This window comes from Rhodoferax sp. GW822-FHT04A08 (assembly GCF_058801025.1).
In genome coordinates, this window is record NZ_JBXAMW010000016.1 from 32,801 (window position 1) to 44,877 (window position 12,077).

The window sequence follows — 12,077 nt, forward strand, 5'->3', positions numbered from 1 at the left end:
GTGGCGTCAGAGTTTTCCGAGGATGTGGTCTGCCCCTTTTTCGGCGACCATGATGGAAGGGGCATTGGTGTTGCACGAGGGCACGCGCGGCATTACCGAAGCGTCCACCACGCGTATGCCTTGCAGGCCGATGAGCTTGAGGTCGGGCGTGACCACACTGTTGCGGTCGGTGGCCGGGCCCATCTTGCAGGTGCCCACCGGATGGTGATCGGTCTTGGCGTGTTCGCAGGCGTAGCGGAACAGGTCTTCGTCGCTGCGCAGGTTCGCACCCGGCAGCACCTCGGCCTTGACGTAGCGCTGCAATGCCGGCTGGCTGAGGATCTCGCGCGCCAGGCGCAGACCCTTGATGCCCATGGTGCGGTCATACGGGTCGGACCAATAGTTGGGGTCCAGCAGCGGCGCGGAAGAAGGATCGGCGTTGGCCAGGCGCACGGTGCCGCGCGAGCGGGGCCGCAGGTAGGCGGAGTTGAGCGTCACGCCCGAGTTCTTCATCTTGGCCACGCCGGCTTCGATGCCCGAGCCCAGGCCCAGGTGGAACTGGATGTCGGGCGAGCGGGCGCGCTCCTTAGGGTCGGCATACCAGAAGCCACCCGTCTCAAACAGGCTGGAGGCCACCGGCCCTTTCTTGAACAACAGGTACTGCAGGCCGGCCCATGCGGCGTGGTGCGGCTGGTTGTATTTGTCATAAGTGTGGTCACCCGTGCATTCGGCAATCACGAACAGGTCCAGATGGTCCTGCAGATTGGAGCCCACGCCGGGCAGATCGTGCAGCACCGGCACGCCCACCGTGCGCAAATGATCGGCCAGGCCTATGCCCGATTGCATCAGCAGCTTGGGCGAACCCATGGCGCCGGAGGAAACAATCACCTCGCGGTTGGCGCGCACTACGGTGCCAGTCCTGCTGCCGCCCTGCACCACTTCCACACCCACCACGCGGTCGGCCTCCATCACCACCCGCGTGGCCATGGTGTGCAGCATGACCGACAGGTTGGCGCGATCGCGCACCGGCTTGAGGTAGGCGATGGAGGTGGACGAGCGACGCGCGTTGAGCTGCGTGAGCTGGTAGTAGCCCAGGCCACCCTGCGTTTCGCCATTGAAGTCGGGGTTGAAGGGAATGCCCAGCTCCTGCCCCGCCTGAAAGTAGGCCTCGCAGATGGGCAGCGGGCTGATCGGGTTGGACACGCCCAGCGGCCCCTGGTAGCCGTGGTAGCGGTTGGCAAAGCGCTGGTTATTTTCGGCCTTCTTGAAGTAAGGCAGCACGTCTTCATAGCCCCAGCCGGTGGCGCCCTCCTCGCTCACCCATTCGTCGTAGTCGGCGGGCACGCCACGGGTGTAGAGCTGGGCGTTGATGGACGAGCCACCCCCTATGACCTTGGCCTGTGTGAAACGCAGCACGCGGTTGTTCAGGTGCTTTTGCGGTACCGTGTGCCAGCCCCAGGAGCCTATGCCCTTGGTCATCTTGGCAAACCCTGCGGGCCAGTGGAAGAACGGGTGGCCGTCGCTGCCGCCGGCTTCCAGCAGCAGTACCTTGACGTGGGGGTCTTCACTCAGGCGCCGGGCCAGAACGCAACCGGCCGAACCGCCGCCGGTGATGATGTAGTCGAAGGAATCGGTAGTCATAGTCGTGGAAGGGAAAGGCCGCCGTCCACATGGACGACGCTGCCGGTACAAAAGCCCAATTTACCCTGCGCCAGGGTGGCCACAGCCTGGGCCACATCGGCGGGGAATCCCCAGCGCCCCATGGGCACCAGACCGGCGGCGATGCGTTCGTCGTACTTCTGTGCCACCGGGCCGGTCATGGGGGTCTTGATCACGCCGGGGCGCACTTCGAACACTCCGATCCCGTGGGGTGCCAGGCGCAGGGCAAACAGGCGCGTGAGCATGCCCAGCCCGGATTTGGACAGGCAGTATTCGGCGCGCTCGATGGAGGCCATCTCCACGCTCACCGACGACACGGTGACGATGGAGCGCGCATGGTCCGTCGTGGTGGCCAGCATGTGGCGCGCCACGGCCTGGGTAAGGAAGAAGGTGCCGCGCAGGTTGACGTCCAGCACCGTGTCAAAGGACTGGGGCGTGACCTCCAGCAGGTCACCCCGCGCGGGGGATGGAATGCCCGCGTTGTTGACCAGGCAGCTGATGGGACCGCCCCACTGCGCAATGCGCTCCACCAGTGCGGCGTGGCCCTGCACATCACCCAGATCAGACGCAAAGAAAGAGGCCTGCACACCGTGGCTGCGCACCGCCTGCAGCACTTCCTGCGAGCCCTCGGCATCGATGTCGGTGATGGCAACGTGGAAGCCGCGCTGTGCGAACTCCAGCGCAATGCCGGCACCTATGCCCCGGCGCGCGCCGGTCACCACCACCAGGGGTTTTGCGTCCGTCATGCCAGGACCTTTTCACGGATGTGGTTGCCGACGCGCAAAGCCTGTGCGGCCACGGTCAGCGCCGGGTTGACCGCCGCGGAGGACGGGAAGAAGCTGGAGTCCACCACAAACAGGTTGTCGTGGTCCCAGGCCTTGCAGAAAGGGTCCAGCGCCGAGGTCTGCGGGTCATTGCCAAAGCGAATGGTTCCGCACTGGTGCGACACCACGTCGGTCCCGAAAGGCGCGGACAGCACTACCGGGTAGCCGGTGGCGCGCAGTATGGATTTGCACTTGTCCACCCAGCGCCTGTGGGTTTGCAGGTTGCTGCGGTGCCAGTGCAGGTTGATGGCGCCATCCGGGCGCAGGGTCACGCGGCTTTCGGGATGCGGCAGGTCCTCGCTTTGCGCATACCAGTCCACGCTGCGCTGCGCCAGCGCGTGGCGAATGAAGCGGGGCACATGGCCCAAGGCGCCGCGCAGCATGGGCTCCTTGATCTTGCCCAGCAGCTGCAGACTGCCCAGCGGGGTGTCGCCCTCGCCTTCGCCGAAGTAGTAGTCGTGCACCGCCAGCGTCTTGGGAAAATGGGTGGTGTTGATCTTCCAGGGGTGCACCGCCATCAGTGCGCTGGTGTTGTGCGTCATGTAGTGGCGCCCGACCACGTCGGAGCTGTTGGCCAGGCCGCGCGGGTTGTGCGCATTGGCCGAGCGCAGCAGCAGCGCTGCCGAGTTGATGGCACCGGCGCTCAGCACAAAGGTGTTGGCAACGATGCGCTGGCGCACGCCGCCCACCACCACCACGGCCGCGACGATGCGCCGACCCGTGGCATCGGTCTCCAGCGTTTCCACCAACGCATCGGTCATCAGTTCCACATTGGCGCTGCGGCAGGCGGGCTGGATCAGACGGGTTTCGGCATCGCCCTTGGCGTTGATCTGGCAGGGAAAGGCATCGCAGTTGGCGCAGCGCTGGCAACGGCCACCGGGGCCGAAATCCACAGCGCTTGGCATGGGAAACGGTTGCAGACCCTGCGCGCGCAAGCGCTGTGCGATGGCATCAATCACCGGCTCATGCGGAATGGGCGGGTGCGCATAGCCACTGGAGCGGGGCGGCTCCGATGGGTCGGCCCCTGCCTGGCCGCGCACGCCAAACAGCTGCTCGGCTTTGCCGTACCAGGGCTCCAGGTCCTGGTAGCCAATCGGCCATGCGGGTGAGACGCCTTCGGGGTGCCGGACTTCCTCGAAATCGCGCGCACGGAAGCGGAACATGGCGGTGCCATAGAACTTGGTGCTGCCGCCCACGAAATAGAACATGCCGGGCCGGAACGGCCGCTCGTCCGCCCACCAGGTTTCGCTGGTGTGGTAGCGGTGCTCGCAGAACACCGCTACCGGGTCCCAGTTCTGCGGCTCGCGCGGCAGGGTCGGGCCGCGCTCCAGAATCAGCACCTTGGCATTGCTGCCGGCCAGCCGCAGCGCCACTGCGCCGCCGCCCACACCGGACCCCACAATGACCACGTCATAAGCCTTCATGGCACGTCTTTCAGGCAATCAGTGTTTCGGACTTGGCGTCAAAGCACACCAGCTTGGTCAGGTCCACGGTGAACTGGGTCTCCTTGCCTATGCCCAGGGCAACGTCCGGGTCCAGGGTGGCTGTGAACTCATGTCCGCCGAAGTTCAACAGCGCCAGTGTCTCCGCGCCGGTCGGTTCTGTCACTTCGATCTTTGCGGTAAAGGCACGCTGCAGTTCCTTGTGGACCAGGTGCGGCGTGGGCAGGTTGATGGTCTCGGGGCGTATGCCGGCAATCACGTCCTGGCCCAGGTAGGGGCGCAGATAGGAGAACTGCTCGGACAGGGGCAGACTGATCTTCTGCGCGTCGCCCGTCTGGAACTCCAGCGCGACGACGCCGGCCTGCTCTGCCACGCGCGCCTTGGCCAGGTTCATGCGCGGCGAGCCCATAAAGCCTGCGACAAAGGTATTGGCCGGGCGGTTGTAAACCTCGTGGGGTGTGCCCAATTGCTGCACCACGCCGCCCTTCATCACGGCGATGCGGGTGGCCAGCGTCATGGCCTCGATCTGGTCATGCGTGACGTAGACGATGGTGGACTTCAGTCGCTGGTGCAGCTTCTTGATTTCGGTGCGCATGTCCAGCCGCAGTTGCGCATCCAGGTTGGACAGCGGCTCGTCAAACAAGTAGAGCTTGGGCTCGCGCGCCAGTGCACGCCCGATGGCCACACGCTGGCGCTGACCGCCCGAGAGCTGGCGCGGCTTGCGCTCCAGCAGATGCTCGATCTGCAGCAGCCGGGCCACGCTCTGGACCCGCTCGGCACGCACCGACTTGTCGACCTTGCGCATCTCCAGCGGGAACTGGATGTTCTGCGCCACGGTCATGTTGGGGTACAGCGCATAGGACTGGAACACCATGGAGATGTCGCGCTCAGCCGGGGCCACGTGGGTGATGTCCTTGCCGGCCAGCTTGAGCAGTCCGCCGGTGGGCTCTTCCAGCCCGGCAATGATGTTCATCAGCGTGCTCTTGCCGCAGCCGCTGGGGCCGACCAGCACCAAGAACTCACCGTCCTGCAGCGAGACCGACACGTCGTGAAGAATGTGGACCGGTCCGAAGCTCTTTTGGATGCTGACCAGATCGAGTGAAGCCATGTGTTACCCCTTGACGGAACCGGCCATCAGGCCGCGAACAAAATATTTACCAGAGACCAAATACACCACCAGGGTAGGTATGGCCGCGATGAAGGCGCCAGCGAAATGCACGTTGTATTCCTTGACACCAGTGGAGCTGCTCACTAGGTTGTTGAGCGCCACGGTCAGCGGGAAGGACGTGAAGTCGCTGAAAGACGCGCCGAACAGGAACTCGTTCCAGATGTTGGTGAACTGCCAGATCACGGTGACCACGATGATGGGCGCGCTGTTGGGCAGCAGGATGCGGTGCAGCACGCCAAAGAAGCCGGCCCCGTCCATGCGGGCCGAGCGGATCAGCTCATTGGGAAAGGCCGCGTAGTAGTTGCGGAAGAACAGCGTGGTAAAGCCGATGCCGTAGACCACGTTGACGAAGATCAGCCCCTTCACGGTACCAGCAAGGCCCAGCATGCCCAGCGTCTTGGCCATGGGAATGAGCACGATCTGGAACGGAATGAACACCGAGAACAGCATGGCCGCAAACAGCGCGTCGGCAAACTTGAAGCGGAACTGCGTCAGGATGTAGCCATTGAGCGCACCGATCAGCGTGGAGATGACCACGGCCGGGATCACCAGCAGGAAGGAGTTGATGAAGTAGGGCTTGAGGCCCGTGGCCTGCACCCCGATCTGCGACTTGCTCCAGGCCATGAGCCAGGGCTCCACCGTCCACTGCACGGGCAGCGCCATCAGGTCGCCACTGCGGATTTCGTCGAGTGGCTTGAGCGAGTTCACCACCATCACATACACCGGCATGATGAACGCGAACGCGGTGATGGCCAGGATCAGGTACAGCGCGGCGCGTGCGACCTGCTGCAAAGGTGTCTTATCCATGGTGGACCTTTCGCAGTTCGCTGTAGAGGTAAGGCAGCACCACCACAGCAATGCCCAGCAGCATGAGCACCGAGCTGGCAGCGCCTACCGCCATCTCGTTGCGGGTGAAGGTGTATTGGTACATGAAGACCGAGGGCAACCAGGTGGAACGACCGGGCCCGCCGTTGGTCAGCGCGATGACCAGGTCGTAGGACTTGATGGCCATGTGCGCCAGGATCACGAAGGCCGAGATGAACACCGGCCCGAGTTGCGGAATGATGATGCGGTGGTAGATCTGCCAGGCCTTGGCGCCGTCCAGGCGCGCGGCATTGACCTGCTCGCTGTCCACGCCGCGCAGGCCGGCCAAAAACATGGCCATGACAAAGCCCGTGGTCTGCCAGACAGCGGCAATCACCACGCAATAGATGGCCATATCGGAGTCCTTGATCCAGCCGAAAGAGAAGTTGGCGAATCCCAAGGTGTGCAGCGTGTGCTCCAGCCCCACACCGGGGTCCAGCAGCCACTTCCAGGCGGTGCCGGTCACGATGAAGGACAGCGCCATGGGGTAGAGAAAGATGGACCGAAAGGCACTCTCGGCGCGTATCTTCTGATCGATCAGGATGGCCAGGCTCAGGCCCAGTGCCATGGCAATCAGGATGTACAGGCTGGCGAAGATCCACAGGTTGCCCAGCGCCACGCTCCAGTTTTCCAGCCCGAAGAGCCGGGTGTAGGCAGCCGTTCCGTTCCACTCCAGCACGGGCAATATGGTCGAGGGCGTGAACGACAGGTACACCGTGAACATGATGTAACCGTAGACACACACCAGCACCAGAAACGCGCTGGGCGTGATCAGCAGCTTGGGTAGCCAACCAGCTTTCATTTGAATATCTCCATGTGTTTGCAGACCAGCGCCGGGCAGGGCCGCAGCCCCACCCGTGCGCGGCAACCGTGCGGCTTAGTTCTTGGCAGCCGATGCCATTTCGGCAGCAGCCTTCTTGGAGTCGATCTGGCCGTTGAACTGGCGTGTGATCACGTCATAGAACGCGTTCTTGATGGACGCGGGAACAGCGTGGCCGTGTGCCATGGAGCCCACCAGGTGGTCGGACTTGTTGGCTTCTGCCAGATCCTTGATGGCCTTCTTGCCGCAGGCATCAAAGGCGGTGTCGGGCACATCGGTGCGTGCCGGGGCCGAGCCCTTGACCACGTTGAAGGCGGACTGGAAGCCCGGCTCCAGGATGGCGGTGGCCAGCTTGTTCTGCGCAGAGACCTTGTCAGCACCCACCTTGAAGAGGGCAAACTGGTCGGCATTGAAGGAGACTATGCCTTGGGTGCCCGGTGTACGGAAGCAGGCAAAGTCTTTCATGGCCACTTTCTTGGCGCCCACAAACTCGCCCTTGGCCCAGTCGCCCATCATCTGGAAACCAGCCTTGCCGCTGATCACCATGCCACTGGCGACATTCCAGTCACGCCCCGAGAAATCCTTGTCCACGTATTTGCGCAGCTGCGTCATGCGGTCGAAGGACTTGACCATGGTGTCGGAATTCAGGGCCTTGGAGTCCAGATCAATGAAGGCCTTCTTGTAGAAGTCCAAACCACCGGTGGCCAGCACCACGCCGTCAAACACAGTGGCTTCCTGCCAGGGCTGGCCGCCATGGGCCAGACCAATGAAACCGGCCTTCTGCACCTTGTCCAGCGCTGCAATGAACTCGTCCCAGGTCTTGGGCTCGGCGGTCACACCGGCCTTGGCCAGCACTTCCTTGTTGGCCCAGACCCAATTGGTGGAGTGCACATTGACGGGAGCGGCCACCCACTTGCCGTTGTACTTGGAGAAGCGTTGCAGCGCCTGCGGAACCGTCTTGTCCCAGCCTTCCTTGGCTGCGATCGCATTCAAGTCGGACAGCACGCCCTGCTTGGCCCAGTCCTGGATGTCAAAGCCCAGCATCTGCACGGCAGTGGGCGGGTTGCCGGCGGTCACGCGGGCGCGCACTGCAGTCATGGCCTGCTCGCCACCGCCACCGGCCACCGGCATGTCGTTCCACTTCACGCCTTGTTTTTCGAGGTTGCTCTTGAGCACACCCAACGCTGCGGCTTCACCGCCCGAAGTCCACCAGTGCAGGACTTCCACAGACTCCTCGGCCATCACCGGTGCCGCAAATGCTGCGGCAATCAACATACCCAATACTTGCTTTTTCATGCGATATCTCCTGTCAGTTTTTGAATGTGCGACGCCACTGAAGCGCACGCTGAGTTGCCACATCGTGGCGTTACCCACCCGGGCCCCTGCGGGTCCGGGTGAATCCGGTTGCATCAGCGCGGCACGTACCAGTCGGTACGCACACCCAGATGCATTTGAAGAGTCTTGGTCTCGGTGTAGTCCTCGGTCGCAAAGCGGCCCAGCTCACGGCCAATACCGCTCTCGCGGTAACCGCCGAACGGCAGCTCGGCATGGCCTTCCAGAAAGGTGTTGACCCAGATGGTTCCGGCCTTGATGCGCCGGGCCGCAGTCATGCAGGTGCTGAAGTCCTGGCTCCACACGGCTGCCGACAAACCGTAGAGCGTGCTGTTGGCCAGCGCCACTGCTTCGTCCAGGTCCTTGAAGGTGAGCACCGCCAGCACCGGGCCGAATACCTCTTCCCTTGCGATGGCCATGCCTGAGGTCACACCAGTGACGACAGTGGGCTCGATGAACATGCCACGACCCTGTATGCGCGCGCCGCCCAGCTCCACATTGGCGCCCGCGGACTGGGCCGCTGCGATGTGGTGCAGGATGGTCTCCATCTGCTTTTCGGTGGTGATGGCTCCGACCTGCACGCCGCTGATGAGCGGATCACCCACCTTGACGTGGCGGGAGCGCTCGATGACGGCGGCGCTGAAGTCCTTGGCGATGGATTCCTGCACCAGGATGCGGCTGCCGCTGTTGCAGCATTGACCGGCGTTGAAGTAGATGCCGTACACGGCGGCATCCACTGCGGCGTCCCAATCGCAGTCGGCAAAGATGATCTGCGGATTCTTGCCACCCAGCTCCATGGACACCTTCTTGAGTGTGGCCGCCGACTTGGCCACGGCCGCCTTGCCCACGGCGGTAGAGCCGGTGAACGACAGCATGTCCACATCCGGGTGCGTGACCATCACGTCACCCACCACGCTGCCACGGCCCACCAGGATGTTCACCGCGCCTGCGGGCACGCCTGCGTCGAGCAGGATCTGGCCCAGCATCACCGTGGTCCCGGAAGTCACTTCAGCCGGTTTCACCACCGCGGTGCAACCGGCGGCCAGGGCAAACGGCAGCTTCTGGCTGACGATGAGGAAAGGGAAGTTCCAGGGCGTGATCACACTCACCACCCCGATGGGGTCGCGCAGCACCACACCCAGGGTGTTCTCGCCCAGGGTGTTGTAGCTGTCGCCGTGCAGATTGCGCGCCAGCGTGGCAGCGTATTGCCACAGGTCGGCAGACCCTTCGATCTCGGCCAGGGCCTGGGCCAGGGGTTTGCCGTTTTCCAGCGTTTCCATTTCGGCCAGAGCGTGCTTGCGCTCCAGGATCAGGTCGGCTACCCGGCGCAGGATGCGGGCGCGCTCGGCGCCCTTCATGCGCGGCCAGGCGCCGTGGTCAAACGCCTTGCGCGCGGCAGCAATGGCGCGCTCTGCGTCGGCCACACCGGCCTGGGCATACACGGCGATCAACTGGTCGTGCGCGGGGGACTTGCGCTCCAGGGTGCTGCCGTCGGCGGCATCGGCCCATTGGCCGTCGATCAGCAGCTTGCCCTGGAACACGGGGCGATCGGTCAGGGTATTTGCGGTAAGGGGGGTGGACATGGTGCTATTTCCTGTTGCGGTGATTGGCGGGTCAGCGGCCGGCGTAGGCGGCCTTGCGTTTTTCGGTGAAGCTGCGGATGCCTTCCTTGGCATCCTCGGTGCTGGCGGCCAGCGCGCCGGCCATGGCTTCGAGCACGGCGTCCCGGTCTTCGCCGGTGGCGGCGTTGACCAGTTGTTTGGTCAGTTGCAGCGAAATGGGGGCCTTGGTGGCCATGTCGGCGGCCAGCGCCTGCGCGCGCGCCATGAGCGCGTCGACCTCCACCACTTCGTGCACCAGCCCAGCCTGCAGGGCCTTACTGGCCGACAGGCGCTGGCCGCTGAGGGCCAGGTACTTGGTCTGGCTGCCGCCTATGAGGCGCACCATGCGCTGCGAGCCGGACCAGCCCGGGCAGGTGGCGATGGATGCCTCGGGCAGCGCATATTGGGCGCCGGTCGTGGCAATGCGGATGTCGGCACTGATGGCCAACTCCAGTCCGCCGCCAAAGGCGTGGCCGTTGATGGCGGCAATGACCGGCTGGCGCAGCCGAGCCCACTGGTCGAACACCTGGTGCCCGCGCTTGACCCACTGGCGCCACATGTCCAGCGGTTCCAGCGCGGCCCATTGCGTGATGTCGGCGCCCACGCAGAAGGCACGGCTTCCGGCGCCGGTGAGGATGACCGCGCGGATGTCGCGGTCCGCATCAATGGCCCGCGCATGCACTTCCAGTTCATCCAGCATGTCCGGGGTCAGGGTGTTGAGCTTGGGTTCGCGGTTCAGGGTGACGATGGCCACGGCGCCGACGCGCTCCAGCAAAGTCCAGGTGTGTGTCATGCGTTACTTCCCGGGCTGGAGTTGCAGGCCCATGGGCGCGTCGGTGAAGATGGCCGCATCCATCACTTTCAGCGCAGGGCTTACGCGCAATGCGACCTCGGACTGGTCCAGCACGTCGCGCTGCAGGTCCACGCCCGGAGCGATTTCGGTCACCGTCAGCCCGTCTTCTTCCAGGCGGATGACGCAGCGCTCGGTGACATAGGTGACATGCTGATGGCGCTGGCGCCCCACCACACCGCTGAAGGTGATGTGCTCGCCCTTGCGCACGAACTTGCGCGTCTTGCCCTCTTTGAGAATGGTCAGCTTGCCGCTGCCTACTTCCAGTTGGGCGCCCGCGGTAAAGAAGCCCGAGAACACGATGTTGCGGGCGTGTGCCGTGATGTCCACAAAACCACCGCAACCTGCCGTGAGGTAGGGTTTGGCGCCCAGCTTGGAGACATTGACGCTGCCGTTTTCATCCACCTGCAAAAAGGACAGCAAGGTGGTGTAAAAGCCTGCGCCCTGGAAATAGGTGAACTGGTTGCTGGAGGCCATGATGGCATCCGCATTGGAAGCGCAGCCAAAGGCGAACCCCAGCAGCGGCATGCCGCCCACGGCGCCCTGCTCGATGGCCCAGGTCACGGCGCCGTGCAGGCCCTCCTCCAGCAGGATGCGCGGCACGTTGGCCGAGATGCCAAAACCCAGGTTCACGGCGGTGCCGTCCCGGAGTTCCAGCGCGGCGCGGCGTGCGATGACTTTCTCGGCGCTGAAGGGCTGGGTCTCGAAGGTACTCAGGGGCTGCAGGATTTCGCCGCTGATGGCGGGGTCGTACACCGTCTGCGTGGTCTGCCACTGCTCGGGATCCACCACGACGTAATCCACCAGGTTGCAGGGAACATGCACGTCGTGTGGCCGCAGGCTGCCCTCCTTGACCACACGCTTGACCTGGGCGATCACGATGCCGCCGTTGTTGCGGGCAGCCAGCGCCTGGTCCAGGCCACCCAGTAGCGCGCCTTCGTGCTCGTAGGTGAGGTTGCCCTTTTCATCGGCCGTGGTGGCACGGATGATGGCAACGCGCGGGACGATAGCCGGGAAGTACAACCAGTCCTGGCCATCAAAGTGCTCCTTGCGCACCACCGGATGCGCTGCTGCCTTCTCGTTCATGGCACAGCCTTGCTGGGCCGGGTCCACAAAGGTGCCCACGCCGACTTGCGTGAGCACGCCGGGGCGCCGGGCGGCGGCGTCGCGGTGCATGTCAAACAGGATGCCGCTGGGGATGTTGTAGGCCGCGATCTGGTTCTCGACAATCATCTTCCAGATGGCGGGCATGGGCAGCGAAGAAGGTCCGCTGGGATAGGAGCCGGCCAGGATGCGGCTGAGCAGACCGGGTTTGGCAATGTGGTCTATGCCCTTGATGCCGTACATGTCGCCCGCAGCAATCGGGTTGAGCGTGGTGATATTGCGCGGCGCGCCCTCTTCGTCAAAACGCTCGCCAATGCCTTGGAGGACCCGATCCGGGCAGCCCAGGCCACTGCTGGAGCTGATGCTGACCACATCGTTGTCGTGTATCAGGGCGGCGGCCTGACGCGCGGAGATGACTTTGTTTCTCATGGGTG

Annotated in this window: 10 protein-coding genes; all 10 read right to left on the reverse strand. The window is 63.9% G+C overall.

What is annotated here, in order from left to right:
- Window positions 1-6 precede the first annotated feature (6 nt).
- Window positions 7-1,620 carry a GMC family oxidoreductase gene (locus AC1RMF_RS22175; RefSeq protein WP_493144400.1) on the reverse strand — a complete coding sequence of 538 codons (1,614 nt, stop codon included), beginning with the start codon at window positions 1,618-1,620 and terminating at the stop codon, window positions 7-9.
- On the reverse strand, window positions 1,617-2,384 hold the full coding sequence (locus tag AC1RMF_RS22180; protein ID WP_493144401.1) for a 3-ketoacyl-ACP reductase: 768 nt from the start codon (window positions 2,382-2,384) through the stop codon (window positions 1,617-1,619). The genes AC1RMF_RS22175 and AC1RMF_RS22180 overlap by 4 nt, the downstream gene beginning before the upstream one ends.
- Window positions 2,381-3,886, reverse strand: a complete 1,506-nt coding sequence (locus AC1RMF_RS22185; protein WP_493144403.1) for a GMC oxidoreductase — start codon at window positions 3,884-3,886, stop codon at window positions 2,381-2,383. The genes AC1RMF_RS22180 and AC1RMF_RS22185 overlap by 4 nt, the downstream gene beginning before the upstream one ends.
- Window positions 3,887-3,896: 10 nt before the next feature.
- A complete protein-coding gene (locus AC1RMF_RS22190; RefSeq protein ID WP_493144404.1) occupies window positions 3,897-5,012 on the reverse strand; it encodes an ABC transporter ATP-binding protein in 1,116 nt (371 codons plus the stop codon).
- A 3-nt stretch (window positions 5,013-5,015) separates the two neighbouring features.
- Window positions 5,016-5,879 carry a carbohydrate ABC transporter permease gene (locus tag AC1RMF_RS22195; RefSeq protein WP_493144405.1) on the reverse strand — a complete coding sequence of 288 codons (864 nt, stop codon included), beginning with the start codon at window positions 5,877-5,879 and terminating at the stop codon, window positions 5,016-5,018.
- Window positions 5,872-6,738, reverse strand: coding sequence for a carbohydrate ABC transporter permease (locus AC1RMF_RS22200; RefSeq protein ID WP_342620886.1), 867 nt, complete (start codon window positions 6,736-6,738; stop codon window positions 5,872-5,874). The genes AC1RMF_RS22195 and AC1RMF_RS22200 overlap by 8 nt, the downstream gene beginning before the upstream one ends.
- Before the next feature lie 75 nt (window positions 6,739-6,813).
- Entirely contained in the window at window positions 6,814-8,052 is a 1,239-nt protein-coding gene (locus AC1RMF_RS22205; RefSeq protein ID WP_493144407.1) for an ABC transporter substrate-binding protein, read from the reverse strand.
- 113 nt (window positions 8,053-8,165) lie between these two features.
- Window positions 8,166-9,671 carry an aldehyde dehydrogenase family protein gene (locus AC1RMF_RS22210; protein ID WP_493144409.1) on the reverse strand — a complete coding sequence of 502 codons (1,506 nt, stop codon included), beginning with the start codon at window positions 9,669-9,671 and terminating at the stop codon, window positions 8,166-8,168.
- Between the two features lie 31 nt (window positions 9,672-9,702).
- Complete coding sequence (locus AC1RMF_RS22215) at window positions 9,703-10,482, reverse strand: enoyl-CoA hydratase/isomerase family protein (protein WP_493144412.1); 780 nt, start codon at window positions 10,480-10,482, stop codon at window positions 9,703-9,705.
- Window positions 10,483-10,485: 3 nt separating this feature from the next.
- The gene (locus AC1RMF_RS22220; protein WP_493144414.1) at window positions 10,486-12,072 is read right to left on the reverse strand and encodes an acyl CoA:acetate/3-ketoacid CoA transferase; all 1,587 of its coding nucleotides are present in this window, start codon (window positions 12,070-12,072) and stop codon (window positions 10,486-10,488) included.
- Between the last annotated feature and the right edge of the window lie 5 nt (window positions 12,073-12,077).

What these genes read in the sequence shown, in the direction of transcription:
- AC1RMF_RS22205 (WP_493144407.1), bottom strand. Translation starts at nt 8,052, where the DNA reads ATGAAAAAGCAAGTATTGGGTATGTTGATTGCCGCAGCATTTGCGGCA.
- AC1RMF_RS22180 (WP_493144401.1), bottom strand. Translation starts at nt 2,384, where the DNA reads ATGACGGACGCAAAACCCCTGGTGGTGGTGACCGGCGCGCGCCGGGGC.
- AC1RMF_RS22175 (WP_493144400.1), bottom strand. Translation starts at nt 1,620, where the DNA reads ATGACTACCGATTCCTTCGACTACATCATCACCGGCGGCGGTTCGGCC.
- AC1RMF_RS22195 (WP_493144405.1), bottom strand. Translation starts at nt 5,879, where the DNA reads ATGGATAAGACACCTTTGCAGCAGGTCGCACGCGCCGCGCTGTACCTG.
- AC1RMF_RS22220 (WP_493144414.1), bottom strand. Translation starts at nt 12,072, where the DNA reads ATGAGAAACAAAGTCATCTCCGCGCGTCAGGCCGCCGCCCTGATACAC.
- AC1RMF_RS22190 (WP_493144404.1), bottom strand. Translation starts at nt 5,012, where the DNA reads ATGGCTTCACTCGATCTGGTCAGCATCCAAAAGAGCTTCGGACCGGTC.
- AC1RMF_RS22210 (WP_493144409.1), bottom strand. Translation starts at nt 9,671, where the DNA reads ATGTCCACCCCCCTTACCGCAAATACCCTGACCGATCGCCCCGTGTTC.
- AC1RMF_RS22215 (WP_493144412.1), bottom strand. Translation starts at nt 10,482, where the DNA reads ATGACACACACCTGGACTTTGCTGGAGCGCGTCGGCGCCGTGGCCATC.
- AC1RMF_RS22185 (WP_493144403.1), bottom strand. Translation starts at nt 3,886, where the DNA reads ATGAAGGCTTATGACGTGGTCATTGTGGGGTCCGGTGTGGGCGGCGGC.
- AC1RMF_RS22200 (WP_342620886.1), bottom strand. Translation starts at nt 6,738, where the DNA reads ATGAAAGCTGGTTGGCTACCCAAGCTGCTGATCACGCCCAGCGCGTTT.